The sequence below is a fragment of the Rhizobium lusitanum genome (assembly GCF_014189535.1).
In the GTDB taxonomy this organism is placed as follows: Bacteria; Pseudomonadota; Alphaproteobacteria; order Rhizobiales; family Rhizobiaceae; genus Rhizobium; species Rhizobium lusitanum_C.
Window position 1 is genome coordinate 51,697 of sequence record NZ_CP050307.1, and the last position, 26,215, is coordinate 77,911.

At 60.0% G+C, this 26,215-nt stretch carries 26 protein-coding genes, 1 pseudogene and 1 riboswitch; of the genes and pseudogenes, 15 read left to right on the forward strand and 12 right to left on the reverse strand.

Going from position 1 to position 26,215, the window contains the following annotated elements:
* The first annotated feature begins 71 nt into the window (after positions 1–71).
* From HB780_RS03225 to HB780_RS03240, 4 genes are all read left to right on the forward strand, one after another.
* On the forward strand, positions 72–1,820 hold the full coding sequence (locus HB780_RS03225) for a type I secretion system permease/ATPase (protein ID WP_183688598.1): 1,749 nt from the start codon (positions 72–74) through the stop codon (positions 1,818–1,820).
* Positions 1,817–3,127, forward strand: coding sequence for an HlyD family type I secretion periplasmic adaptor subunit (locus HB780_RS03230; protein ID WP_183688600.1), 1,311 nt, complete (start codon positions 1,817–1,819; stop codon positions 3,125–3,127). Before HB780_RS03225 ends, HB780_RS03230 begins: the two co-directional genes overlap by 4 nt.
* A gap of 155 nt (positions 3,128–3,282) precedes the next feature.
* Positions 3,283–4,572: an autotransporter outer membrane beta-barrel domain-containing protein gene (locus tag HB780_RS03235; protein ID WP_183688603.1), complete on the forward strand. Its 1,290-nt coding sequence runs from the start codon at positions 3,283–3,285 to the stop codon at positions 4,570–4,572.
* A 192-nt stretch (positions 4,573–4,764) separates the two neighbouring features.
* On the forward strand, positions 4,765–5,934 hold the full coding sequence (locus HB780_RS03240) for a family 16 glycosylhydrolase (protein WP_183688605.1): 1,170 nt from the start codon (positions 4,765–4,767) through the stop codon (positions 5,932–5,934).
* Between the two features lie 30 nt (positions 5,935–5,964).
* Here HB780_RS03240 and HB780_RS03245 read toward each other — a convergent pair whose 3' ends face one another.
* The 8 genes from HB780_RS03245 to HB780_RS03280 form a co-directional block, all read right to left on the reverse strand.
* Positions 5,965–6,330, reverse strand: a complete 366-nt coding sequence (locus tag HB780_RS03245; RefSeq protein ID WP_286203047.1) for a hypothetical protein — start codon at positions 6,328–6,330, stop codon at positions 5,965–5,967.
* 42 nt (positions 6,331–6,372) lie between these two features.
* Positions 6,373–7,002: a thiamine phosphate synthase gene (locus HB780_RS03250; protein WP_183688606.1), complete on the reverse strand. Its 630-nt coding sequence runs from the start codon at positions 7,000–7,002 to the stop codon at positions 6,373–6,375.
* Complete coding sequence (locus HB780_RS03255) at positions 6,999–7,772, reverse strand: thiazole synthase (RefSeq protein WP_183688608.1); 774 nt, start codon at positions 7,770–7,772, stop codon at positions 6,999–7,001. Before HB780_RS03255 ends, HB780_RS03250 begins: the two co-directional genes overlap by 4 nt.
* 3 nt (positions 7,773–7,775) lie before the next feature.
* Entirely contained in the window at positions 7,776–7,973 is a 198-nt protein-coding gene (thiS, locus tag HB780_RS03260; RefSeq protein ID WP_183688610.1) for a sulfur carrier protein ThiS, read from the reverse strand.
* The gene (gene thiO / locus HB780_RS03265; protein ID WP_183688613.1) at positions 7,970–8,944 is read right to left on the reverse strand and encodes a glycine oxidase ThiO; all 975 of its coding nucleotides are present in this window, start codon (positions 8,942–8,944) and stop codon (positions 7,970–7,972) included. Before thiO ends, thiS begins: the two co-directional genes overlap by 4 nt.
* Position 8,945: 1 nt before the next feature.
* Entirely contained in the window at positions 8,946–10,772 is a 1,827-nt protein-coding gene (gene thiC / locus HB780_RS03270) for a phosphomethylpyrimidine synthase ThiC (RefSeq protein ID WP_183688615.1), read from the reverse strand.
* 95 nt (positions 10,773–10,867) lie between these two features.
* Positions 10,868–10,999, reverse strand: a riboswitch (TPP riboswitch).
* 96 nt (positions 11,000–11,095) lie between these two features.
* Positions 11,096–12,118, reverse strand: coding sequence for a LacI family DNA-binding transcriptional regulator (locus HB780_RS03275; protein ID WP_183689588.1), 1,023 nt, complete (start codon positions 12,116–12,118; stop codon positions 11,096–11,098).
* A gap of 55 nt (positions 12,119–12,173) precedes the next feature.
* Positions 12,174–12,494: an EthD domain-containing protein gene (locus tag HB780_RS03280; RefSeq protein WP_183688617.1), complete on the reverse strand. Its 321-nt coding sequence runs from the start codon at positions 12,492–12,494 to the stop codon at positions 12,174–12,176.
* A gap of 326 nt (positions 12,495–12,820) precedes the next feature.
* On the opposite strand from HB780_RS03280, the gene HB780_RS03285 reads away from it, so the two are divergent.
* The 5 genes from HB780_RS03285 to HB780_RS03305 all read left to right on the forward strand — a co-directional run bounded on the left by HB780_RS03285 (position 12,821) and on the right by HB780_RS03305 (position 16,734).
* Positions 12,821–13,624 (forward strand): transporter substrate-binding domain-containing protein, encoded by an 804-nt coding sequence (locus HB780_RS03285; RefSeq protein WP_183688618.1) that lies wholly within the window; start codon positions 12,821–12,823, stop codon positions 13,622–13,624.
* Between the two features lie 75 nt (positions 13,625–13,699).
* A complete protein-coding gene (locus HB780_RS03290; protein ID WP_183688621.1) occupies positions 13,700–14,404 on the forward strand; it encodes an amino acid ABC transporter permease in 705 nt (234 codons plus the stop codon).
* Positions 14,401–15,060 carry an amino acid ABC transporter permease gene (locus HB780_RS03295; RefSeq protein WP_183688623.1) on the forward strand — a complete coding sequence of 220 codons (660 nt, stop codon included), beginning with the start codon at positions 14,401–14,403 and terminating at the stop codon, positions 15,058–15,060. Before HB780_RS03290 ends, HB780_RS03295 begins: the two co-directional genes overlap by 4 nt.
* Positions 15,041–15,772, forward strand: coding sequence for an amino acid ABC transporter ATP-binding protein (locus HB780_RS03300; RefSeq protein ID WP_183688626.1), 732 nt, complete (start codon positions 15,041–15,043; stop codon positions 15,770–15,772). Before HB780_RS03295 ends, HB780_RS03300 begins: the two co-directional genes overlap by 20 nt.
* Positions 15,773–15,798: 26 nt before the next feature.
* Positions 15,799–16,734 carry a 2-hydroxyacid dehydrogenase gene (locus tag HB780_RS03305; RefSeq protein WP_183688633.1) on the forward strand — a complete coding sequence of 312 codons (936 nt, stop codon included), beginning with the start codon at positions 15,799–15,801 and terminating at the stop codon, positions 16,732–16,734.
* Between the two features lie 71 nt (positions 16,735–16,805).
* Here the strand turns inward: HB780_RS03305 and HB780_RS03310 are convergent, their stop codons facing one another.
* Together HB780_RS03310 and HB780_RS03315 are read right to left on the reverse strand one after the other, a co-directional pair.
* Positions 16,806–17,696 carry an alpha/beta hydrolase family protein gene (locus tag HB780_RS03310; RefSeq protein WP_286202958.1) on the reverse strand — a complete coding sequence of 297 codons (891 nt, stop codon included), beginning with the start codon at positions 17,694–17,696 and terminating at the stop codon, positions 16,806–16,808.
* Positions 17,697–17,792: 96 nt separating this feature from the next.
* A complete protein-coding gene (locus tag HB780_RS03315) occupies positions 17,793–18,710 on the reverse strand; it encodes a LysR substrate-binding domain-containing protein (RefSeq protein WP_183688638.1) in 918 nt (305 codons plus the stop codon).
* A 292-nt stretch (positions 18,711–19,002) separates the two neighbouring features.
* Here HB780_RS03315 and HB780_RS03320 point away from each other — a divergent pair.
* The 5 genes and pseudogenes from HB780_RS03320 (at position 19,003) to HB780_RS03340 (ending at position 23,540) form a co-directional block, all read left to right on the forward strand.
* Positions 19,003–19,850: pseudogene (locus HB780_RS03320) on the forward strand (transporter substrate-binding domain-containing protein).
* Between the two features lie 77 nt (positions 19,851–19,927).
* Positions 19,928–20,611 carry an aspartate/glutamate racemase family protein gene (locus HB780_RS03325; RefSeq protein ID WP_183688640.1) on the forward strand — a complete coding sequence of 228 codons (684 nt, stop codon included), beginning with the start codon at positions 19,928–19,930 and terminating at the stop codon, positions 20,609–20,611.
* Positions 20,612–20,644: 33 nt separating this feature from the next.
* Positions 20,645–21,304, forward strand: coding sequence for an amino acid ABC transporter permease (locus tag HB780_RS03330; RefSeq protein ID WP_183688643.1), 660 nt, complete (start codon positions 20,645–20,647; stop codon positions 21,302–21,304).
* A 24-nt stretch (positions 21,305–21,328) separates the two neighbouring features.
* Positions 21,329–22,117 (forward strand): amino acid ABC transporter ATP-binding protein, encoded by a 789-nt coding sequence (locus HB780_RS03335; protein ID WP_286202959.1) that lies wholly within the window; start codon positions 21,329–21,331, stop codon positions 22,115–22,117.
* 148 nt (positions 22,118–22,265) lie between these two features.
* On the forward strand, positions 22,266–23,540 hold the full coding sequence (locus HB780_RS03340; RefSeq protein WP_183688645.1) for an NAD(P)/FAD-dependent oxidoreductase: 1,275 nt from the start codon (positions 22,266–22,268) through the stop codon (positions 23,538–23,540).
* Positions 23,541–23,550: 10 nt separating this feature from the next.
* Here HB780_RS03340 and HB780_RS03345 read toward each other — a convergent pair whose 3' ends face one another.
* Positions 23,551–23,982: an Lrp/AsnC family transcriptional regulator gene (locus HB780_RS03345; protein ID WP_047459850.1), complete on the reverse strand. Its 432-nt coding sequence runs from the start codon at positions 23,980–23,982 to the stop codon at positions 23,551–23,553.
* A 127-nt stretch (positions 23,983–24,109) separates the two neighbouring features.
* Between HB780_RS03345 and HB780_RS03350 the strand changes: the two genes are divergently transcribed.
* Positions 24,110–25,213, forward strand: coding sequence for a saccharopine dehydrogenase family protein (locus HB780_RS03350; RefSeq protein WP_183688648.1), 1,104 nt, complete (start codon positions 24,110–24,112; stop codon positions 25,211–25,213).
* A 130-nt stretch (positions 25,214–25,343) separates the two neighbouring features.
* On the opposite strand, the gene HB780_RS03355 is transcribed toward HB780_RS03350, so the two are convergent.
* Positions 25,344–26,120: a transporter substrate-binding domain-containing protein gene (locus HB780_RS03355; protein ID WP_183688651.1), complete on the reverse strand. Its 777-nt coding sequence runs from the start codon at positions 26,118–26,120 to the stop codon at positions 25,344–25,346.
* Between the last annotated feature and the right edge of the window lie 95 nt (positions 26,121–26,215).

Consider the following 26,215-nt stretch of genomic DNA (forward strand, 5'->3'; position numbering starts at 1 on the left):
GATTCGTAATAATGATGTCATCATTATTGATATCGGCCTGACGGTAGCGATAAATGAAGGATTGAAGCTGCATGGCTCTTCCGTCGAAAAAACTGCATCGAACATTTCTGATGGCGGTACTGTCGTCGCTGCGAAAGGCGTTCCTCAGCATCGCGATCGCCAGCGCCGTGTTAAGCGTGCTGGCCCTGACAGGTTCCTTTTTTATGCTTCAGGTCTATGACCGGGTCATTCCCGGCCACAGTCTTCCAACGCTTGTCGGCATTGCGGTCATCGCCGCGACCCTTTTCGTGTTTCAGGGCATTCTTGAGCTGTTGCGTTCGATGCTGCTGGCGCGCGTCGGCGTGGCGCTTGACGAGCGGATGAACGGCAAGGTCTTTGCTTCGCTGGTGCTTCAACCACAATTGATGCAGGCGCCAGGCGACGGAATGCAGTCGGTTCGCGATCTGGATAAAGTCCGGTCTTTTCTCTCCAGCACCGGTCCGGTCGCATTGTTCGACCTGCCCTGGATACCGCTTTATCTCGGACTGTGTTTTCTGTTTCACTTCTGGATCGGGGTGACTGCGACCTGCGGCGCCATCGTCCTCGTCGCTCTTGCGGTCCTTGCCGAGATCATGTCGCAACGCCCGGCAGCGGCGGCCGCCAAATATTCGGCAGCCCGCCTTGCCTTCGCTGAAAGCGCGCGACGAAACTGGGAAGCGGTTGTCGCAATGGGTTTCGTCGGCCGGATGACGGAGCGATGGGCCGACATCAACGACGCCTATCTGGCAAATCAACTGGCAGCCGGCAACGTAACTGGCATGCTGACAACCACATCCCGCATCCTGCGCATGATGCTTCAGTCTGCCGTTCTCGCGGTCGGCGCAGTTCTCGTCATCCGGCAGGAAGCGACCGGGGGCATCATGATTGCGAGCTCGATCCTGGTCAGCCGGGCGCTTGCGCCGGTGGAGCTTGCCATCGGCCAATGGAGGGCTTTCGTTGCTGCCCGGCAAAGCTGGGCGCGGCTTGTCAGCCTGTTGGAGATCATGTCCGCCGGACACCCGAGTGTCAGCTTGCCGGCACCCAGATCAAAATTGACGGTGGAGAACCTGAGCCTCGCGTCTCCGGGCAGCCGTGAACTCATCCTTCGCAACATCTCTTTTGACATATCGGCCGGGACCGTACTCGGGGTCGTTGGTCCCAGCGCCTCGGGGAAATCGTCGCTCGCTCGTGCGGTCACCGGCCTCTGGCCAACTGCGATCGGTTCGATACGCCTTGATCACGCCGCCCTCTCGCAATGGGATCCCTCAGACCTGGGGCGCCATGTCGGCTATCTTCCGCAGGATGTCAGCCTCTTCGACGGTTCGATTGCCGACAACATCGCCCGCTTTGAAAAGCAGCCTTCATCGACATCAGTTGTCGCTGCTGCAAAATCTGCCGGCGTCTATGACATGATCGTAAAGCTCCCGCAGGGCTTCGATACCATGATCGGGGAGAGCGGCTCTCGGCTTTCGGCTGGGCAGCGGCAGCGTATCGCACTTGCGCGTGCGCTCTACGGAGAGCCGTTTCTGGTAGTGCTGGACGAACCCAATTCAAATCTGGACGCCGAAGGCGAGGCGGCTCTGACCCAGGCCTTGCTGGATGTCGGTGCGCGGGGCGGCATTGCAGTGGTCATCGCCCACCGGCCGAGCGCTTTGGTCGCGGCTGACATGGTGATGGTCATCGCCGGGGGGCGGTTGCAGGCTTTTGGACCTAAGGACACGGTTCTCGTAAACCCGGCGAGGCAACCGATCAAACAGAGTGCGGTCCGACTGATGGTCGCCAGCGAGGATGCTGGATCATGAGCGGAGGAAAGCTTCCACCCAGCGAGGGTTCGATACGCCGACTTTCCGCTGTGATGCTTGGGACGATCGCCCTGCTCGTCGGTGTGATGGGTGGCCTTGCTGCGACCACGGAGATTTCGGGTGCGGTCATCGCCCCCGGAACGCTTGCGGTCGACAGCTATGTAAAGCCAATCCAGCATCTCAAAGGGGGGATTGTCGCCGCCATTCAAGTCAAGAACGGTGACCGTGTCGATGCTGGCCAGCTTCTGATCCATCTCGACGATACCCAAACGAGCGCCAATCTCGCGATCATACGAAAACGTCTGGATGAACTCTCCGCGAGGACCGCACGGCTTGTTGCTGAACGCGACGGCGCGCCAGCGATCGTTTTTCCGGCGGAATTGCTTTCGCGGGCCGGTGAGGATGAAATCGCGCGGACGATCACCGGCGAGAGACGCCTGTTCGGCGATCGATTTGCATCCAGGCAAAGCCGCAAATCACAGCTGGACGAGCGTATCCGGCAGCTGGGCCAGGAAGCGGTCGGTCTGGTTGCGCAAGAGAATGGCAAGCGCATCGAGATCGATCTGATCGCCAAAGAGCTTTCGAGCCTCCAGCGGCTATTCGATAAGGGCATCGTCCCGGCGGCGAAAGTCTATGCGCTGCAGCGCGAGAGCGCCAGCCTGACTGGAGAGCTCGGCAACCTCGTTTCGAGCATCGCGCAGTCCAAAGGCAAGATGACGGAGACGGAATTGCAGATCACGCAGGTCGACGACGATCACAGCGCCGAGGTGTCGGAGCAGTTGCGTCAGGCACAGAGCGACACCGGCCAGTTTATGGAGCGATTGATCGCCGCGGAGGACGATCTGAAGCGGATCGATATAAGAGCGCCGCAGGCTGGCATCATCGATCATCTGAGCGTGCATGCGGCGGGCGCCGTGATATCACCCGGCGAAACTGTTATGCAGATCGTGCCGGATCAGGATGCGCTCGTCGCTGAGCTTAAACTTTCGCCGCAGGACATTGACCAGGTGACCGTCGGGCAGCCGGTCATGCTGAGGTTTTCAGCCTTCAATCAGCGGGACACGCCTGAACTCAAGGCAGAGATCACCAAGATCTCAGCCGAACTGACCACCGACCAGCATTCCGGTGCAAGTTACTATGTCCTTCGCGCCCGCATATCGAAGGAGGAGTGGAGCCGGCTTGGGAAGCTGACTGCCGTCTCCGGCATGCCGGTCGAGGCATTCCTGCAGACCGGCGAAAGAACGGTACTCACCTACCTGGCGAAGCCGATGGCGGACCAGATGGCCCGAGCCTTTCGCGAAGAATAGTTCTTTGTTATCACAAGTAATTTTGAAAACTTTCTGCGGTGGTAATAATATACTGTGTAATATCAATTGGATAAATGGCAATATTACTTTAGTTATTGATTTTATATGTTTTAGATCGCAGGATAAGACGTAATTTTACCTTGGAGGAGGCCGAAATGTTTAAGCGAATTCCGATAACAGCGTCGAATTTAACCAACCATCAAATCGGCACGGACGATATCCTGGTGGCGCCAGATTCGACCAGTATTCTTTATGGTGATGCCGGAGGGAGCCTGTTGAAACACTCGACGGGTGGCAACGATAATCTGACCATACATGGCTCGGGTAACTTTTATGGCGATGCCGTCAAAAACATTGCTGACCACGCGATCGGCGGCGATGATATTCTGTCCGCGCAGATAACCGGGCCAATCGGCTCCACGGCCAATTTGTATGGGGACGGGGGCGGAAGCATCTCTGACTGCGCGAAGGGCGGCAATGACGTTCTCAGTGCGGCTTCAAGTTCAACCAACATCGCAGTCGCGATGTATGGTGACGCCGGAAAGCACATGTCGGGCCATGCAGCGGGAGGCGATGATACCTTTAAGCTTTCTGCTTTTCAGAACACGTTCACAATCTATGGAGACGCTGGCGGCGACATGAAGGATCATGCCGTTGGTGGTAACGACACAGCCACGGACGGCAGCTCTGAAGGGTTCGTTACATTCTACGGCGATGCGGGCAGAAATATATCCGGTCACGCGCATGGCGGTAATGACGTTCTCAATACAGGTCTCGAAGACAGCGTGACTTTTTACGGCGATGCTGGCGGCAATCTCGGCGATCATGCCGTTGGCGGCAACGATACCATGAACGTTGCTTCTGTCGGGGCCGTTCTGGCCTATGGCGATGCGAAGAGCATGTCGGGTCATGCCCACGGTGGTGACGACAGCCTTATCGTTAGGGCGCAACAAACCGCGAATGATATACTCGTGGGTGATGCGCAAACGATGTCGGGCAATGCTCATGGAGGCGACGACGTGCTGAATGTCGACGCCGTTCGCCACAGGGAAGGGTCTATTACTCTTATTGGCGACGCCCAAACGATGTCTGGTCATTCTCGTGGCGGCAACGATACTCTGATCAGCGGCAACGGAAACGACGATATGTGGGGTGACGCGCAGGTAATGGTTGGTCACGCCAAAGGTGGAAACGACACGTTCGTGTTTAAATTCAATAACGGCCAGGACAAAATCGGGGATTTTGGTCAGGGCGCTTACGGCGCGGGATCGAATTGGGGAACCGACCATATTGACGTTTCCGCGCTGGGAATCCACGACTTCAGCCAGCTTAATATTTCAGCGTTCGACCCAACCACGCACGACAGCATGATTTTATTCGGTACGGGCGATGTGGTTGTGCACAGCCAGCATGCGCTGATGGCAGACGATTTCTTGTTTGCATAAGCGGCGGAGGGGGCAGAGGTTCTTTTCGCGGATCCGCCGAGCGGCAGCTTCCATTTGATGAAGCTGCCATCGGATGGCGGGGATATCGGATCCCCAGTGATATCGACAGGTTTTGCGTTTTGTTGGCGTTGGATGTTCGCGGTCCATACAGTTTTGGAAGCGCGGGCGGGTTCACTTGCCCTGGAGGTAGACATGTCTACGATTGATCTTACCAAGTACAAGCTGACGTTTGGCGACGAGTTCAACACGCGTAGCATTTCTCAGACGGGCAATGGCACGACTTGGGCAGATATCCGTCCGCAATGGCGTCATGACGCCAATTCCGATATCGGCTTTGGTCATTCTTCATTTGTCGACCCTTCGTCGGGCTACGATCCTTTCAAGGTGAGCAACGGTGTGCTGACGATTACGGCCGTGCCCGACCGCACTGCATCGGGCATGCCCCACAGTTGGGAATCCGGCCTGATCACCACGCAAGGGCATTTTTCGCAAACCTATGGCTACTTCGAGATGCGGGCTGACTTCTCGAACCTTGCGGGAGCATGGAGCGCGTTCTGGCTTCTGCCGAACCATGTGATCTCCGATCCGAACAAAGCCGGGCACTGGCAGGAACTTGATGTCGTAGAAAACTATGGGAGTTTTGAGAAGGGTGTATATAGCGGCATTCACACGACGGATGCGGCGCCGAACGCTAACTGGCAACAAAATTTGCAGGTCTATAGTGAGCTCGCGCACCCAACCGGTTTTCACACATATGGATTGGATTGGAATGCGGATACCATAGGCCTCTACGTCGACGGTCAGCTTATGGGAACGAAGGCCACGCCTAGCGACATGCATGGGCCAATGTATCTGCTGGCCAATCTGGCCACGCAGAACGATCCCCATAACAATGCGGATATTACCAAAGCGCCGATTTCAGAGCAGATCGATTATATCCGGGTGTATTCTCACCTTCCTGCCACTGCCGCCACTCCCCCCGTAACCGTCACTCCGCCAGCGAGCGGCGCATCCACTATCGGTACTGGAGCGGACAAACTCGTTTTTTTGATCAGCGAGGACGCTTATCTCGGCGACGCCCAATACAGGGTTGCGGTCGATGGAAAACAAGTCGGTGGAATTCAGACGGCCCACTCTCATCACGGCTCCGGCCATTCGGACCACTTATTGGTGCAGGGTGATTGGGACAAAGGTAGCCATGATGTCAGCGTGACGTTCCTGAATGACGCTTGGGCCGGAACAACCGCTACGGACCGAAATCTCTACTTGGATGGCGCTACCTACGATGGCGCAGATGTCTCCGGCGCGGAACATGCGTTGATGGGCGTCAGCGCATTCCATTTCCATGTCTTTGATATTTGAATGTTGCATGCCACTGAGGGCACCGTAAAATTAAAGGGTTCTGATCGAAAGTCTCGTCGTCCGCCTTCGCTTATGCAGCCCGCAGGCGTGCGATTTTGTTCCACACTTGCATGACTTCGGTTCGCGGTAACGGTCGGACGGAATATCATGGCGTGGAATGTGAAAGAGATTGGCCACGGGGTCATGCATGGAAACGAAACGCTGAAGATGTCGGGCTGACTTGAAGCCCTTCATGATCCGCTCTCGCCGCCGGGTAGGTTGATGGGAATTCGCCGCCACCAGATCTTCGACCATCCGCAGACTGAGCGGAAAATGAAGATACAGCCAGACGGCATAAGCGATCACTTCAGCGGGAAACCGGTGGCGGCGATAAAGGCGATCACGAGCGACTTGGATCATGCTGCAAGATCGCACAGACCAATCGCCGACAGCTTAACTTTACGGTGCCGCGTTGGCCGTTCTCGGTGTTCGGGCTTTGGTCGCTGCGATCCATTCCAGAGTTCGCGTCTCGGGATCGGCGTTCAGCGTGATGTCGGTGACGACAGCGGCGCTGTCGGCGCCGTTCGCGAACACGCCCGCGATGCGATCCAGGTTTAGGCCGCCGATGGCCACGAGCGGTAGTGGTCCGATCCGGTCCTTCCATTCGCGCAGCCGGTCGAGGCCCTGTGGCGTCCACGGCATTTTCTTGAGGATGGTCGGATAAACCGGGCCGAGCGCGATATAGTCCGGGCTTGCGGCGAGGGCTGTCGCCAGTTCGGCCTCATCATGGGTCGAAAGCCCGAGCTTCAGGCCCGCCTTGCGAATGGCGCTGAGATCGGCAACGGCCAGATCTTCCTGTCCGAGATGGATGAAGTCGCATCCTTCTTCGATGGCAAGCTGCCAGTGATCATTGATGATGAGCTGGCATCGATGCGTCGCGCAGATCGCCTTTGCCCTCTGGATTTCGGCGCGTATCTCCGACGACGTACGATCCTTGATGCGCAACTGCACCAGCTTGACACCGAGCGGCACCAGCCAGGCAATCCAGTCGGCGCTGTCGACGATGAGATAGAAGGGGTCGAGCCTCATGCGAACACCGCCCTTCCGATCACCGGGGTCGATGGCACCGCCATGTCGCGCGGCTCCAGCATGCCGGCGCCAAAGGCCTGTCGGCCTGCATCGATCGCCTTGGCAAAGGCGCCGGCCATGGCGGCGGGGTCGCGGGCGCTGGCAACGGCGGTGTTGAGCAGCACCGCATCGAAGCCGAGCTCCATGACCGTCGTCGCATGCGACGGCCGGCCGATACCGGCATCGACAATCAGCGGGATATCTGGGAAATGCGCCCGCATGGCTCGAAGGGCGGACAGATTGAGCGGGCCAGCGGCGCTGCCGATCGGCGCGCACCACGGCATCAGGACCTTGCAGCCCGCTTCCAGCAATCGTTCGGCCACCACCAGATCGTCGGTCGTATAGGGAAAGACGTCGAAGCCTTCGCTGGCGAGAATGCGTGCGGCCTCCACTAGCCCGAAGACATCTGGCTGCAGCGTGTCGTGATTGCCGATGACTTCAAGCTTGATCCAGTTGGTCTGGAATACCTCGCGCGCCATCTTGGCCGTCAGCACGGCTTCGGAAACGCCGTGACAGCCGGCGGTATTGGGAAGCACGCGAACGCCAAGCGCGCGGATCATCTCGAAGAACGCGCCGCCATTGCGGCCGCCGGCGGTCTCGCGGCGCAACGATACCGTTACGATCTCCGTTGCCGATTGTCTGACGGCCTCTGCGAGAATGGCGGGAGAGGGATAGCGCGCGGTGCCCAATAGAAGGCGGGACGCGACTTCGGTTCCGTAGAGAGCAAGCATGGGTCAGCCTCCTTGCATCGGGGTCAGGATTTCGATCCTGTCATTGTCGTTGAGGGCGTGGTCGGAGCGATCCTCGCGATGAACGAGTTCGCCGTTGACGGCGGTCGCAAGCCAGTCGCCCTCATAATCCAGCGTGATCAGCAGCTCGGAAAGCGTCGTGACAGGGATGGTCTGGGGCTCGCCATTGACGATCAGTCTCATGGGGCAGGCGCTCCTATAGAATTTCGGGAAAAGACAAGATCAGCGGTCTCAGCGGCCATGGCCGGTGCCAGCAGGAAGCCGTGGCGATAGAGGCCGTTGAGGATGACCGCGTTTCCCTCGCGCCTGACGCGCGGAAAATTGTCGGGGAAGGCCGGGCGGATGCCGGCGCCGGTTTCAACGACGGTGGCATCTGCGAAAGCAGGGTGCAGCGCATAGGCGGCGTTCAGCAACTCCATCAGGGAACGCGCCGCGATAGGGCCGTCGAACTCCGTCTCGATCATCGTTGCGCCGACCATGAAAAGGCCGTCGCCACGCGGCACGATATAGACGGGAATACGCGGGTGCAGTAGGCGGACAGGCCTGATGAGTTCGACCTCATCGGTCTGAAGGTAGAGCATCTCGCCTCGCACCCCGCGTAACTCGCGGGTCTCTCCAATGCGTGCGCCGCCGGTGCAGTCGACAATATCGTCGAAACCCTGTTCGGTCGGATTCTCGCTGGCGAAGGTGACACCCTGTCTGCCAAGCTTCTCCTGCAGCGCCCTCAACACTCGCCGTGGATCGAGATGAGCTTCGCGCGAAAAGAACAGGCCTTGCCGGAAGCGCCCGGCAAGTGCCGGCTCCAACGTGGCCAAAGCTTCTTCTTCCACCCATTCATAACCCGTGGTGCGGCTAGCGAAGCGCTTCAGCTCGCCGTGATCGCGGGCCGGAGTGACCACCAGCGTCCCGTTTCTGTGTACCTCTCCAGGTAGGATCGCATCCCACCGATCGGGAGCGTCCATGCCACGTAAGAGCACGGCCTCCTCGGCGCTTTCACGCTCGCACCAGGGCGCCAGCATCCCGCCCGCGAGCCAGGATGCGGCATGGCCGAACCCTGGGCGCGGGTCGAAGACGGTGATGTCGGCGCCGCGAGCGTAGAGCTCATGCGCGACGGTGAGGCCGGCGACGCCGACCCCTTTGACAAGGACGCGCATCTCAGCCGGCCGAAGGCTCGACGGCATCGATCGGCATATAGAGATCGCCGCCCTCGCGATATTTTGCCGCCATTGCCTCCAGACCCTCCTTCTGCGCCTCGGCGCGGATGTCGTGGGAGATCCGCATGGAGCAGAATTTCGGGCCGCACATGGAGCAGAAATGCGCGACCTTGTGTGCCTCCTTCGGCAAAGTCTCGTCATGGAAGCTGCGGGCGGTTTCCGGGTCCAGCGAGAGGTTGAACTGATCCTCCCAGCGGAATTCGAAGCGGGCACGGGAGAGCGCGTCGTCGCGCAGTTGCGCTGCCGGATGCCCCTTGGCGAGATCGGCGGCGTGGGCGGCGATCTTGTAGGTGATGACGCCGGTCTTGACGTCGTTGCGATCCGGAAGACCCAGATGCTCCTTAGGCGTAACGTAGCAGAGCATCGCCGTGCCGAACCAGCCGATCATCGCCGCACCAATGCCGGAGGTGATGTGGTCGTAGCCGGGCGCGATGTCGGTCGTGAGCGGCCCGAGCGTATAGAAGGGCGCCTCGCCGCAGACCTTGAGCTGCTTATCCATGTTCTCCTTGATCTTGTGCATCGGCACATGGCCGGGGCCTTCGATCATCACCTGGCAATCCTTAGCCCAGGCGATCTTGGTCAGCTCTCCCAACGTTTCCAGCTCGGCAAACTGGGCGGCATCATTGGCATCGGCGATCGAACCGGGGCGCAGGCCGTCGCCGAGCGAGAAGGAGACGTCATAGGCGCGGCAGATGTCGCAGATCTCCTCGAAATGCTCGTAGAGGAAGCTTTCGCGGTGATGATGGAGACACCACTTGGCCATGATAGAACCGCCGCGCGAGACGATGCCGGTGACGCGATTGACGGTGAGCGGAATGTAGTGGAGCCGCACGCCGGCATGGATGGTGAAATAGTCGACGCCCTGTTCGGCCTGCTCGATCAGCGTGTCGCGATAGACCTCCCAGGTCAGGTTCTCGGCAATACCTTCGACCTTCTCCAGCGCCTGGTAAAGCGGCACGGTGCCGATCGGTAGCGGTGAGTTGCGGATGATCCATTCGCGGATATTGTGGATATTGCGGCCGGTCGAAAGATCCATGACGGTATCGGCACCCCAACGCGCCGCCCAGACCATCTTTTCGACCTCTTCGGCCATCGACGAGGTGACGGCGGAATTGCCGATATTGGCGTTGATCTTCACCAGGAAATTGCGGCCGATGATCATCGGCTCGGCTTCCGGATGGTTGATATTGGCAGGGATGATCGCCCGTCCCGCCGCGACTTCCTGACGGACGAACTCGGGCGTCACATGATCCGGAATATGGGCGCCGAAGCTTTCGCCGTCGCGAACCATGGCCTCCGCCTGCGCCTTGCGGCCGAGGTTTTCGCGGATGGCGATGAACTCCATCTCGGACGTGATGATGCCGGCGCGCGCATAGGCGAGCTGGGTGACGGCCTTGTCGTCCTTTGCCCGCAGCGGCTGGCGCAGCGTGGGAAATTCCGGTGTCAGCCGCTCGCCGCTAGCAAAGCCGTTGTCCTCGGGGCGGACATGGCGGCCCTGATAGGATTCGACGTCGCCACGGGCGAGCACCCATTCGCGGCGCAGATCAGGGAGACCCTGCTCGATACGAATGTCGGCACCCTCGATTGTGTAGGGGCCGGAGGAATCATAGACGATGACAGGCGGCTCGCCCGATGTCGGGTGGAGGCTGATTTCGCGCATCGGCACGCGAATGTCTGGGTGGATGTCTCCCGGAATGTAGATCTTCCGGGATGCCGGCAAGGGGCCGGTGGTGACTGTCGGGGTTACATTCTTTGCGGCGATATTCATGGTTTGAGGCTCCAAGTTGCGATTGGAGACCCAGTCCTCAGCCGGAATGATGAAAAGACGCCGGCTCAAGGATTCCACGCGTGAATCCGTAAGCCTTTCGAGCGCTTGCACCGTCCCTACGCCAGTATGAACTGGATCAGGTTCAACGGGTCACTGCGCCACAATCGGCAAAGCCGAGTTGTCCAGCAGTATCTCAGCCCCTTGCCGGGACCCCCCTGGTGAATGTCGTGAAGGCTATGCTTTCGGTTCGGGTCATGTCAACCCCGCAGGTGAGGCGATGACACTGAGGCTTGGCCGCGAGGCTGTCCGGCCAAGCGACACTGCTACGTCTTGGGCGCGCTCGTCGTTTCGCGGGTGACGAGTTCGAAGCCGACATCCAGACGGCTCTCCGTCGGTTGCGGGACGGTGCCGTCCGGCTCCAGGATAGCCAGTAGCAACTCTCCGGTTTTTCGACCGATCATTGCGGCATCGACGCGGATGGTCGACAAGGCCGGCACGCATTGGCGGGCAATGTCGAAATCACCGAAGCCGAGAATGGAAAGGTCGTCCGGGATGACGATCTTGCGGCGGTGACATTCCATCAGCGCGCCGACGGCGGAAATGTCGGAAACCGCAAAGACGGCCTGAACGTCGGGCGCCCGCTGGAGAAGCGTGCTCAGCGCCTCAGCCCCGTGATCGTAGGACGAGGGCGCGGCATTCTGGCGAACGATGAAGTCGTCGGAAAGATCTGCCTCACGGAGGGTCGCGGCAAATCCGAGCAGGCGACTTTCGCCGCGAAAGTCGGTAGCGTCCGCGGTCACGGCCGATCCGATGGCGCCGATGCGGCGATGGCCGAGAGAGATGAGATGCCGGGCCGCCAGCCGCCCGACCTCGTAGTTGGAAAAGCCGACCGCATGGTCGATTGGGTGTTCCGACGCGTCCCAGATTTCGACGATCGGAATGCCCGCCCGCAGCAGCATCTCGTTGGTCGCCTTGGTGTGGACCGCGCTGGCGATGACGATCGCATCCGGGCGTCGCGCCAGCATGGCGCGAACGATGCGCTCCTCCTCCGCCAGGCTGTACAGGGTATAGCCGATCAGGAGCTGGTAGTCGGCGGCGCGCAGCGCACCCGCGAGGCCCTGTGCGGTGTCGGCGAAATTGGCGTTGGTCAGCGTCGGCAGGATCGCGGTGATGAAGTTGGTCCGGCGCGAGGAAAGTGAGCTGGCGGTCCGGTCCGGCACGTAGCCGAGTTGCTCGATCGCCGTCATCACGCGATTGCGTGTTGGTTCGGCGACCAGCGTCGGATCAGCCAGCACGCGCGACACGGTCATCTTCGAAACGCCGGCAAGCCGCGAGACGTCGCTCATGGTCGCCTTGCGGGATATGTCTGAAGGATGCGCCACGTTTTCCCCTGTTTTTGGTTCACGCAATCCGTTGGTAGACGAGATGATAGAACCGGCCGTCGCACATGCTCATCATCTCGTCGGTGATGGCGCGACCTTCCAGGCGAACGGGCGAGACGAGTGCCTCTTCCACAGCTTCCATCGTCGGATAATCGATTTCCTGGACCATGATGATCGGCGCGGCTCCGGGGTCGCTACGCCCGGTGCGCATCACACGCACTGCCTGGGCATTCGGCATGCGCTTCCACACGGGTAGCAGCTTTTCCTCGACGATGCGAAAGAATTCCTCTTCGCGGCCGGCATGGATTGCGCCCTCGAAAATCGCGGACCGTGTGAACATGAATTTTCCTCCCTTGAGACTGTGTCGAAACAGCGGTGTCTTATCTGACTTGCAATGATACCGGTAACATGTTCTATTGCAACCACCAACCGAAATGGCGCGAGCCGGATCGGGAGCGGCGGATGAATGTTGGGATTATCATTCTAATTCCGCGAGAACGGAGTAATCGGTTCAGGACTGCTGGCTTTGGCAGGGCGGTTTTTTCATTCAGTTTTCCTATGTTACCGCAAACATAGGTGCCGTGAATAAGTTGGTAGTTTCCACCGCGAGAGCTCCGGGGAGTGGGCAGCGGCGGAGTGTGACAAAGCAACAGATGGAGGAGCATCATGAACATTTCGAAATCCCTGCGCGGGGTCATGGCAGCGGTCGGTATTGTCGCCACGGGGCTGCTCGCGACGACACAGGCGCATGCGACGACGCTGAACGACATCATTTCGCGCGGCAAGGTGCGCATCGGCGTTCTCACCGGTGCGCCGCCGATGGGCATGATCGATGAAAAGGGCAATCCGAGCGGCTATGACGTCGACGTCGCCAATCTGATTGCCGGCTATCTCTCTCTGCCGGTGGAACTGGTTCCGCTGACGCCGCCTTCGCGTATTCCGGCGTTGCAGACCGGCAAGGTGGACTTCCTCGTCGCAACACTGGCGCCGACCGGCGAGCGGGCGAAGACGGTGATGTTCACCCAGCCCTACAGCGCTTTCAACATGGACATCATTTCCGGTCCGGACCAGAAATTTACCCAGCTGTCGGATCTCCAAGGCAAGCGCGTGGCGGTGAACCGTGGTTCGTCGCAGGAAACGGCATTGCGCAAGGCGGCGGTTCCCGGTCTAGAAATCGTTGTCTATGAGGATGATTCCACCAGCGCGCAGGCGCTGATCGCCGGCCAGACCGACGCGGCGGCCGTGCCGTCCACGGTTGGCGAGGCGATCATCAAGCAGCGTCCGGATGCGGGTCTGCAGGTCGGCTTCACCTTCTTCCAGCAGGGTAACTCCATGGCGACGAAGATCGATGATTTCGAACTGCGCCAATGGCTGAATACCTCAATCTATCTCATGAAAGTCTCCGGTGATCTCGACAAGATCTCGGTGAAGTGGACCGGCCGGCCGATGGCGCAGCTTCCGTCCTTCTGATCGGGTTTGCGTCCGTGCCCGCCGGCGGAAAACATTCGCCGGCGGGCCGCGAAACCTCAACGGAGGTCCTTTTCCATGTCCTATACATTTCAATTCAGCGCCCTGGCGCAATATCAGGGTGAGTTCCTGAGCGGTCTCTGGTTGACCATCAGGCTTTCGGTTCTGTCCATCATCCTCGGCTCGGCCTTCGGCATCGTGCTTGCCTCGCTGCGTTCCGTCCGGGGCAGGTGGGTGCGGTTTCTGGTCGACGCCTATGTCGAGGTCATCCGCAATACGCCCTTCCTGGTCCAGCTTTTCATCGTCTATTTCGGGCTGCCGGGTATCGGCCTGAGGGTTGGCGCCGATACGGCTGCACTGATCGGCATGACCATCAATCTCGCTGCCTATTCGACGGAAATCATCCGAGCGGGTATCGAGGCGGTGCACAAATCCCAGATCGAGGCGGGCGAGGCGCTCGGCTTCACGCGCTTCCAGATCTATCGCCATGTCATCATCGTGCCGGCCGTTGCCAAGGTCTATCCGGCGCTGTGCAGCCAGTTCGTGCTGATGATGCTGGCATCGAGCGTCTGCTCGGCGATCTCGACCCATGAACTAGCCGCCTCGGCCGCCTTCGTGGAATCGCAGACCTACCGGTCCTTCGAGGTCTATATCGTCGTCACGCTGATGTATCTGGCGCTGGCGCTGGTGCTGCGCGCCGGTCTCGCGCTCGTCGGGATGTGGCTCTTCGGCCGCCGCGTCGCGCGTCGCACGATCACGGCCCTGCCGGAGGTACAGGCATGACACTCAGAACATTCGGCATCAATGAATTCACCTTCCTGGTGCAATCGCTGCAATGGACGGTCGTTCTGACGATCATCGCGCTGATCGGTGGTGGGCTCCTGGGCTTTGCCGTGGCGCTCGCCCGCACCTCGTCGATCAAGGCCGTGCGTATCGCCGCCGGCACCTATATCCAGGTGATCCAAGGCATTCCGGTCCTGATGATCCTCTTCCTGTCCTATTACGGGCTGAGCCTTGCCGGCTTCGAACTGCCGCCGCTGATTGCCGCGGGTGCGTCGATGACGATCTATGCCTCCGGCTATCTGGCGGAGATCTGGCGGGGCTGCATCCAGGCCGTGCCCAAGCCGCAATGGGAGGCGTCCGAGTCGCTCGCCATGACCCGATTGCAGCAATATCGCTACGTCATCCTGCCGCAGGCGATGCGGATTTCCCTACCGCCGACCGTCGGCTTTGCCGTGCAGGTGGTGAAGAACACCTCGATCACCTCGATCATCGGCTTTGTCGAACTCGCCCGTGCCGGGCAGCTCATCAACAATGCGACGTTCCAGCCGTTTCGCGTCTTCATCGCGGTGGCGATCCTCTATTTCGTCGTCTGCTACCCATTGTCCCAGCTGTCGCGTTGGCTGGAAAGGAGGCTTCATGCCGGAAGTAATCGTTGAAAATGTTCACAAGAGCTTCGGTGCGCTCGAGGTTCTGAAAGGTGTGTCGCTGAGCGTCGGACGGGGCGAGGTCTTCGCGCTGATTGGCCGCTCCGGGTCCGGAAAGAGCACGCTGCTGCGCTGCATGAACGGGCTGGAGAGGATCAATTCCGGCCGGATCGAGATTGCCGGCCATGCGCTCGGCGGCGATGCCAAGTCGCTGAGGGATCTCAGAACCGATGTCGGCATCGTCTTCCAGAGCTACAATCTCTTTCCGCACCTGACGGTGGGTGAGAACATCATGCTGGCGCCGCGCATCGTCAAGGATGTCAAGAAGGCGGCAACCCGCGAGATCGCCCGCGAAGTGCTGCAGCTCGTCGGCCTGTCGGAGAAGTTCGATGCCTATCCGGATCAGCTGTCCGGTGGCCAGCAGCAGCGCGTGGCCATCGCCCGCTCGCTTGCCATGCGGCCGAAGGTGATGCTCTTCGACGAGGTGACCTCCGCGCTCGACCCGGAACTGACTGAGGAAGTGCTGCTGGTCATGGAGCGACTGGCGCGCGACGGCATGACGATGATCCTCGTGACGCACGAGATGAGCTTTGCCCGGCGCGTGGCGACCCAAACCATCTTCATGCACAAGGGCACGATCTGGGAGCAGGGGCCGTCGGCGGAGCTGTTCGCCAACCCGCAAACGCCCGAGCTGCGCCAATTCGTGAAATCCGACGTGAAATGACCCTCGTTCAAAGTTTGAGTTGATCCATGACCGTAGACATCCTGCAGCTCTGCCCGCTGACGCCCTTTCTCGAAACGGAGTTGGCCAAACGATTTACCATCCATCGCCTCTTCGAGATGGAGGACAAGGCGGGCTTCCTGGCGGCCAATGGCGATAGCATTCGCGTCGCCGTCACAGGCGGTCACCTCGGTATTCCGGCCGATCTGGCCGCCGCCCTTCCAAAGCTCGAAATCGTCGCAATCAACGGCGTCGGCTTCGACAAGGTCGACCTGGCCGAGGCGAAGCGGCGGGGCATCCGTGTCTCCAACACGCCGGATGTGCTGACGGCCGATGTCGCGGATCTGGCGCTCGGGCTGATTCTTGCCTTTGGTCGGCAATTGCCGCGTGCCGATGCCTATGTCCGGGCCGGCAAATGGCTCTCGGCCGATATGGGGCTTTCGACGCGGGTCGCCGGTCGCCGCTACGGCATTTTCGGGCTCGGCCGCATCGGCATGGCGATTGCGAGGCGCCTCGAAGGTTTCGACGCCCGCATTTCCTATTCGGCACGCTCGAAGCGGGATGTGCCTTACGACTATCATGAGACGCTTGTCGCGCTTGCCGCAAATTGCGATGTCCTCATTCTCGCCGCCGCCGCCACGGCCGAAACCAGGCATGTCGTCAACGCCGAAGTGCTCGATGCCCTCGGGCCGTACGGCACGCTCGTCAACGTGGCACGCGGCTCGCTGGTCGATGAGCAGGCGCTGGTCGTCGCCTTGCGGGACCGGCGGATCGGTGGCGCAGCACTTGATGTCTTCGAGGATGAACCCCGCGTGCCGGAGGAGCTGTTCGGCATGGACAACGTGCTTCTGGCCCCGCACCTTGGCAGCGCCACGCACGAGACACGGCGGGCGATGGCCGATCTGGTGCTTGCCAATCTCGATGCCCATTTCGCCGGAATGCCGCTACCGACAGCTGTCGTTTGATGAGTTGAAGCTGGATTTTGCTGGCGAAAAAATGAGCGGAGGCAAAGCCGCTCATCTGATCTGTGACCCTATCAGGGATTGAATTTCTTCAGCCATTCCAGCGTTGCCGGAACCAGGTGGCTATCGATCGTCTCGGGCCCGGTAAAGGCATTGAAAACATGATCCATGTCGAAAACGTCCAGACGCTCTTCGCCATCGTGATAGTCGAGAAGAGCCTGGCCGGATGCCGGCTGGGGCGTGACCGTCGTATCCTTGCTGCCAACAATGACTTGCAGCGGACCGGGGTAATGCGCAATCGCCGCGATCGTGCTGGTGGTCGGCATTTCCTTGAAGAAGGAAGCCTTCAGCGTGGTATCGACGCCCCACGGTAATTTGGCGGTGATCTCGGTGTCCGAAGGGCTGGTCAATCCTTTCGCGACATTGTCTGCGCCGAGGAGGCTGCCGTAGGTGTAAAGCGGCGTCACCACCGGCGCCCACAAGGTCACGGATTTGACCTCCGGTCGCGCCCTTGCCACATGGGCGCCAACGAGGCCGCCCTGGCTCCATCCGAGGATGGATATCCTGGAGCCGTCGACCTTGTCGCTGGCCTTCAGCCAGTCCACCGCCGCGATGCCATCCTTGATCTGGCCGGAGAAGGTGGTGTCAGCCCATTTGCCGTCGCTCTCCCCGGATCCGCGAAAATCGATCCGCAGGCTTGCATAGCCGCTTTCGGCAAGAAGCCGGGCGCTGCGCGAAAAGACCCCGTCCTTGGTGTCCTTGATTGCCAACTCGTCGCGCGAGCCACCGAAGCCGTGGAACATGACAACGACGGGCGCTTTGGGGTTGTTATCGATCGTCGATAGCGTGCCGATCACTTTTTGCCCATCGACGCTAAAGGAAACCTTCGTCTCGGCGGCGGACGCGAAACTGGAGACGGCCGCCACGGCCAGGCACACGAGCCCAAATTTGCTCGCCTTCGTCATTCCAAACATCTTAAATCCTCAATGGCCACGGGTGTTGCAAATACCGATGAAGACTAGAGAAAAAGGCGGTGCGGTCAAGGACAGGCCGGGGTGTTGTTACGCCGCAGTCCCGCCCGTCACCTGGCGGCTTTTCCGGCTCTCATGCAGCAGCCAGTCCCGGAATGCGATGACGCTGTGTTTTTGCGACTTGCGCTCGGAATAGACGGCCCAATAGGATTCGCTGGAGCGAACCGGCTTTCCTAGCGGCAGATGCAGCTCGCCGCTCTCCAATTCGCGTTCGACATATTGCACCGGCACAACCGCAAGGCCGAGACCGCTGACGGCTGCATTGATGAGCATCTCGCTATGGGCAAAGCGGACCCCCTGGATCGCGCCGCTGTAGCTCAGATTGGCAGCCCGCAGCCAGTTGAGCCAGAGGCTCGGTCTGCTGGCATTCTGAAGCGTGGGAAACTGGGCGAAATCGAGCCAGTCGAGCTTCGTCGTCGCCGGGATCAGCTTTGGCGAGGCAACGACAGCAAGCTCCTCCGGGAAAAGCAATGAGGCGCGTGCATTCCTCCAGGAGCCGACGCCGCGCAGGATGGCGATATCGATCCGGCTGTGGTCGAAATCGAGCTTGGGATCGACCAGCATGATCTCGATCGGCATATCGGGATTTCCCTGCACAAAGCCTTCGAGCCGGGGTGCGAGCCATCGCGCGGCAAGCGTGGGATAGGCGCCGATCATCAGCGACGCATCGGCCTTGCGCCCGCGCACGACATCGATGGAGACCTCCTCAAGCTTGTTGAGCGTCTGTTCGATCTCCTGAAAATACTTGGCCCCCGGATCGGTCAGCACGAGCCTCGATCCGGAGCGCTCGAAGAGCCGGACGCCGAGATAGCGTTCGAGATTCTGGATATGGCGGCTGATGCCGCTTTGCGTCATCGCAAGCTCCTCCCCCGCCTTCGTAAAGCTCATGTGGCGAGCAGCAGCTTCGAATGCTTGCAGGGCCGGTAATGAAGGAAGGAAGCGACGCATGAAGTCCCTATTATGTCTTCGGCATGACAAATACTCATGACGAACCGAGTTTTCAAGTTTTGTATTTTTGCGCGCGACAGGCCATTAATCGGGCAATTGTAATAGGTGCGCGAAAATTAGACGCCCGCAAAGGAGCGAGAATCTTGCAAGCCCGCATTTGCGACGGCGAAACTCTCAAGCTTCAACCCGAGCTAGAGTGGCTACTCTAGCTTACACATCGAAGCGTTGGAGCGGCTCCTTCGCGTTGCAATCAAGCACATCATCAATCATCAAACAAAAAAGGGGAATGAACATGATGAAACGCAGAGATTTCGCAGGCCTCATCGGGGTTGCCGCGACCGGTGCCGCAGCGGTGGCATTGTCCACTCCCGCCGTGGCCCAGACGGCGCCGAATGAATCGACCTTCGACCGGATCCGCAACAGCAAGAAGCTGCGCGTCGCCGGCATCGTGGGGACCGAGCCCTATTACCACAAGGATATCGCGACCGGCGAATGGTCCGGATTCTGTATGAGCATGGCGCGCGATCTCGCCAAGTCGATGGAAGCAGAGGTCGAGATCAGCGAAACCACCTGGGGCAACGCCGTGCTCGACCTGCAGTCGAAGAAGATCGACATCATGTTCGGCCTCAGCCCCACGCCGAGCCGGGCGCTGGTGGTCGAGTTCACCCGCCCGATCATGCAGAACACGTTTACCGTCATCGCCAAGCCGGGCCTGGAACCGAAGACCTGGGACGAGCTGAACAAGCCGGAGATCCGCGTCGCTGTCGATATCGGTTCGACCCATGACCTTTTGCGCGCCGCGTCTTGCCGCAGGCGACACTGGTTGCGCTGAAGTCGGCCGACGAAGCGACGCTTTCGGTTCAGGCCGGTCACGCCGATTTGGTGATCCAGGTGGCCATGCTGTCGCTGGTGACGATCAAGAAGATCCCAAATCTCGGCAAGATCTTCGTTCCGACCCCGATCGTCCGGCAACCGACCTGCGCCGGCGTTCGTGTCGAGGACAGCGCCCGTTTTCGCACCTTCGTCGACAATTGGCTGGAGTATAACCGCTCCTCCGGTGTGGTGACCAGCTGGATCACCTCCAGCCTTGAACTGGTTGGCGTGCAAAAGCAGGAAATCCCCGCCGAGATTCAATTCTGACGTGGGCAATCGGGCCGCGCGGCAACGCCCGGCCCGGACGCTCGCTCGGTGCTTCCTAGTGTAAAGGTTGCCAAGTCATGTCTGATCCTGCCAATGCGCTCGGTATCATCATGCTGGACACGACATTCGAACGTCCGGTCGGTGATGTCGGCAACGCTGAGAGCTGGCCCTTCCCCGTTCTCTATCGGATAGTGCCCGGGGCAACCGCGAGAACCGTGGTTGCGGGGCGGGACGAGAGCCTTCTCGATGCGTTTGTCGCCGCCGGCGAAGAGTTGCAGCGGCAGGGTGCGCGCGCACTCACCACCTCCTGTGGCTTTCTCGTGCTCAGACAGTCGCTGTTGGCAAGCCGGCTGTCGCTGCCGGTGGCGACATCGAGCCTGATGCAGATCCCGCTCGTCATGCGGTGCCTGCCGGCGGGCAAGCGCGTCGGGGTGGTGACCTACGAGCGCAATTCGCTGACCCCAGCGCATTTTGCACAGGCCGGCGCTGATCCCGACACACCGACCATGGGGTTGCCGAAAGAAGGGTATTTTCACGGACTGATCGAGCGTGGAGAGGCTTATGATCGGGACAATCTCGAACGGGAGCTGACCGAGGCCGTGCAGGACCTGCTTGCGCGCGAGGCCGACATCGGCGCGATCGTTTTCGAGTGCACCAACCTGCCGCCGTTTTCCGGGGCAATTGCCCGACGTTTCGGCCTTCCGGTCTTCGACATTCTGACGATGGGCCGTTGGTTGTTTGCGGGAACCCAGGCGGGATAGCTGCAGAATAGAATAAAAGAGGGATATCGCTCAATGGGTTATCAATGGGATTTCGGCTTTCTGCTGCAATATAGCAAGCTGATCTGGATCGGCGCGCTCTACACCTGCGGCTTCACCGTCATAACGGTGATCTCGGGCCTTAGCGTCGGCTGCGTGATTGCGCTGGCGCGGCTTTCCAATTTCAAGATTATCAGCGTGCTCTTGACCGGATTCATCGAGATCTTCCGCTGTACGCCGGTGCTGGTCCAGCTTGTCTGGTGTTATTACGCGCTGCCGATCCTGTCGGGCATCGAACTGACGCCGGCGGTGGCGGCGTTCATCACGCTGACGCTCTACGGCGCTTCGTTTTATAGCGAGATCATTCGCGGGGGTATCGTCTCCGTCGATGCCGGACAATGGGACGCCGGTCGAGCCATCGGCATGCGCCGCCATCAGCTCATGCGCCGCGTGATCATGCCGCAGGCACTGAGACGCATGTTGCCGCCGCTGGTCAATCAGAGCGTCCTGCAGTTGAAGAATACGTCGCTGCTGTCGGTGCTCGCCGTGCCGGATCTTCTTTATCAGGGCCAGCTGATCACCTCGGCGAGTTATCGCCCGCTGGAAACCTATACGATGATTGCGGTGATCTATTTCATCATCCTGTTTCCGCTCACACGCCTCGCGCATGGGCTGGAAGCGCGGATGGCAAAATGATGCACGCCGAGAAGGAATGAAGCCATGTCTGACGACAAGATGATCGAACTCGTAGGCGTCAAGAAGTCCTTCGGACCGGTGGAGGTTCTCAAGGATATTACCTTGAGTGTCGGGAAAGGCAGCGTCGTGGCGCTGATCGGCCCCAGCGGCTCGGGCAAATCCACGCTGCTGCGTAGCATCAACCTGCTGACCGTACCCGACAAAGGCTATATCCGGGTGGGAAACCACACGATGGATTTCTCACGCTCGACCGCACTTCCGCGCGACAAGGAACTCGCAGCCTTCCGCGCGAGAACTGGCATGGTCTTCCAAAGCTTCAACCTCTTTCCGCATATGAGCGTAGAGGAAAACGTGATGGAAGGGCCGGCCACGGTGCTTGGCATGACCAAGGCCGAGGCTCGCGAGCGTGCCCATGCGCTGCTGGAGAAGGTCGGGCTGGCGGACAAGGCCAAATCAAAGCCCGAGCAGCTGTCCGGCGGGCAGAAGCAACGTGTCGCCATCGCCCGCGCGCTCGCCATGCAGCCGGAAGTGATGCTGTTCGACGAGGCGACCTCGGCGCTCGATCCCGAGTTGGTTGGCGAGGTTCTCGCGGTGGTGCGCTCGCTGGCTGCCGAAGGCATGACCATGCTCTTGGTAACGCATGAAATGGCCTTCGCCCGCGATGTCGCCGACCAGGTGATCTTCATGCGGGATGGATGCGTCGTCGAACAGGGCGACGCCCGGCAGATGATTGAAAATCCGAGCCATCCGGCGACGCGCAGCTTTCTCAGCCACTTTCATACCGGGCTCGCAGGCCCGCCGCATCCAAGCTGACCGGGCCTGCTCCGCCCGAGCGAGGGCCCTGGCACATGAATTCAAAGCATGAGTTTGACGCAGCAGGACGGCACTCCTGCCTTGCGAAGCCATGCGCAGCACGCAGCGCATGGAACAACATCACCCGCTATTTTCTCGAGGAACCAGAATGCCGAACACCGCCCCAAAGCACATCGCCGTCATCGGATGTGGTATCGTTGGCGCCTGCAGCGCGCTTGCGTTGTTGAAGGATGGGCATCGCGTGACGATCATCGAGCCGGGTGAGCCGGGCGATAGCCAAGCGGCGAGCTATGGCAATGGCGCCTTCCTCAGCCCGGCCTCGATCATCCCCATGTCGGTTCCAGGCCTCTGGAAGAAAGTGCCGGCTTACCTTCTCGACCCGCAAGGGCCATTGACTATCCGCTGGGGACATCTTTTGCCCCTCACGCCATGGCTGCTGCGTTTTCTCAACGCCGGCTCGACGCTTGCCAAGGTGCAGCGAACGGCGAAAATCCTGTCCTCGTTGCTGTCGGATGCCCCGATGCGTCATCGCGCCATCGCAGCCGATTGCGGGCAGCCAGATATGATCCGGCAGGACGGTCTGCTCTATGTCTATCCAGACCGGGCAAGTTTTGAGGCCGACGCTTTCGCCTGGCGGCTGCGGCGCGACAATGGCGTTGGGTGGCGGGAACTGTCGGGCGAGGAGCTACATGCTTTTGAGCCCTCCCTTAACCGGCGCTATACGTTTGCCGCGCTCGTCGGGGCCGGTGGACATTGCACGGACCCCGGTGCTTACGTTGCATTGCTGGTGCAGCGCGCCCTTGGCGACGGCGCTCGCCTGGTAAAAGCAAGCGCGATCGGCTTCCGGATAAAGGACGATCGCCTAACGGCTGTCGATACCGATGCCGGCCCGATCGAATGCGACGGTGCCGTCATCGCGGCGGGGATCCGGTCGAAGGCGCTCGCGAGAATGGTCGGCGATCGTATCCCGCTTGAAAGCGAGCGGGGCTATCATGTCGAGGTTGTCGATCCGAGGACAGGCCCGCGCATTCCGATCATGCCGAGCGATGGCAAGATGGCCAATACCATGATGCCTGGCCGGCTGCGGGCATCGGGGCAGGTGGAACTGGCGAGCGTCGATGCCGCGCCCGACTGGAGGCGGGCGGATATCCTGCTACGGCAGCTTCTCAGCACCTATCCGGCTCTCGGGAATAGCCCGGAGGACCTGACGATCCTGCGCTGGCAGGGCAACCGCCCCTCGACCCCGGACGGTCTGCCCGTCATCTCGCGCTCAAGTGCCACGGCTGATGTCGTGCACGCATTCGGCCATGGTCATATCGGCCTTGCGGCCGGCCCGAAAACCGGAGAGCTGGTGGCTGCCTCGTTTTCCAGACGGCCGCCACCGATCGACATCGGGCCTTTTGCGGCGTCGCGCTTCCGATAGAGCCTTGCCGTCAGCGGTCGATCCGTGTCGACAATATGATCGATGACAGCGTTTTTTCGACGCCATCCATCTCGCCGATCCTGTCGATCACCTTGTCCAGTTCGCTGATCGACGCGGCGGCGATAATCGCGATCAGATCGAAGCTGCCACTGACGGAATAAACCGACCTGACGTGAGGGATCGCCTGCAGTTCCTGCGTCACGCGGCCGAGCATTTTCGCCGTCAATGTGATCAGCACATGCGCCTTTACCAGCCCACTTTCATAGCCGTCCGATAGACGAACACCATAACCGGCGATCACGCCATCCCGCTCAAGACGCTCGATTTTCGTCTGTACGGTCGTGCGCGACAGCCCGAGCTTGCGGGCGAGCGTGGCGGTTGGAATCCGGGCGTTTTCGCTGAGGAAAGACAGCAGTTGCCGGTCTTTTTCCGATAACGTCATTCTGATCAAATCCAACGGCAGTTTGTATGAAATACCAGTTCATTTCTATCATTTCGGCGCTGTGAATCAACCAAGCTGTCGAGAATAAAAAAACTATAAAAATTACGATCACTGTTTGGGGACTGATATGAAAAACATCGTTGTCATCGGCGCTGGCAAGATCGGATCGACGATTGCCCGCCTGCTTGTTCATTCCGGCGAATACAACGTTACGGTTGTCGACCGCAGCGAGGACCACCTTGCGCAGATCGAGACAAGTGCCGCGTTGCGCGTGGCCAAGGTCGACATTGCGGATGCCTCCGCGCTCACCGCAGTCCTTTCCGGCAGCTTCGCCGTTCTCAGCGCCGCCCCGTTCCATCTGACGATCGCCATTGCGGAAGCGGCGGCAAAGATGGGTGTTCACTATCTCGACCTGACCGAGGATGTCGCGTCGACCAGACGCGTGAAGGCCATCGCGCAAACCGCAAACACCGCCTTCATTCCGCAATGCGGGCTGGCACCGGGATTTATCTCGATCGTTGCCAATGACCTCGCCAGCCGTTTCGACAGCCTCGATAGCGTCCGCCTGCGCGTCGGCGCCCTGCCGCAATATCCGTCCAACGCTCTGAACTATAATCTGACCTGGAGCACCGACGGCGTCATCAACGAATATATCGAGCCATGCGAGGCGATCGTCGAAGGGAAGCTCGTTCAGGTTCCGGCGATGGAAGAGCGGGAGGAATTCTCGCTGGATGGCGTTACTTACGAGGCCTTCAACACGTCCGGCGGGCTCGGCACCCTTTGCGAAACGCTGGAGGGCAAGGTCAGGACGCTGAACTATCGCACGATCCGCTATCCCGGCCATGCGGCGATCATGAAAGCGCTTCTGAACGACCTCGGCCTGCGGCATCGCCGCGAAGTCCTGAAGGACATCCTCGAGCATTCTCTGCCGTCGACCCTGCAGGACGTCGTCATCATTTTCGTCACCGTTTCCGGCTGGAGAAACGGCCGTCTCGTGCAGGAAACCTATGCGAACAAGGTCTATAGCGCCATGGTCGCCGGTCGCCCCATGAGCGCCATCCAGATCACCACTGCATCAAGCATTTGCGCAGTACTTGATATGCTCAGCCACGGACACCTGCCCAATAGCGGCTTTGTCCGTCAGGAGGATATCGGGCTCGACCTGTTCCTGAAGAGCCAGTTCGGCCATTATTATGAGCAGGCGGCCGACACGCGACGGATGGCAAGCTGATTTGACGGAAAATTGCCGGTAGACGTTATCGGCGATTACATTGCAGATACTAACGAAGGGAAGGCAGCCGTCCTCCCTTCGTCGTACGCGCTCACTGCGCAAAATATGGCACGAGCCGCGCTGGGCGTTTTCACTGGATCGCGGCGTCGAGCTTCTTCTTCCAGTCGCCACTGTCCAGCTGCTTGCGCATAAATGCATCCACGGCGGCCTTCAATGCCGGGTCCTTGCGCAACAGATAGGCATTGTCGAAATGGGTGAAAGGCTCCTTGACCGCAACCGGGCACAGCACGCCGGGATGCAGCTTGGATTGAATATCCACCTCTATGCCGTCGGTGATCATGATGTCGGCCTTGTCCGCCGCGATCTCGTCGAAGATTGCCTTGTTGTCCGCAAACTCCTCAATCTGCGCCTTGGAGAGGTGCTCATGGGCGAACTTGTCATTGGTGCCGCCTGGATTGACGATCACGCGCACCGAAGGCTGGTCGATCGCCTCCAGCGTCGCATATTTGTCCTTGTCTGCGCAGCGGGCGATCGGGCGCTTGCCGTCGCTGACGTTGGGCACGGAGAAGTCGCCGACTTCGGCGCGCGCGGGGTTGACCGTAATGCCGCCCAGCGCGACGTCGAACTTGCCGGCCTTGAAATCGTCCAGCATGGTCTTCCATGTTGTCATCACAAATTCCGGCTTGACGTTCAGGCTCGTCGCCAGATCCTTGCCCATGGCGATATCAGCGCCGGTCAAGCTGCCATCCGCGCCCTTGTAACTGAAGGGCTTGTAGTCGCCCGTCGTGCCGATCTTGATCACGCCCGCCTTCTGGATCTCCGCCAGCGCGCCGTCTTCGGCCAGCGCCATGCTCGCTGTCAAATTCAGCGCCACAAATACGGTCGCCAGGAAATACGATCTCTTCATTGTTCTCTCTTTCTTCGCATGCTCGAACAGGTCGAATGAACGCAAGAATCGTTCCGAACGGGAACCGGGAGGATGCCCGCTGCCGGATGTCGAGA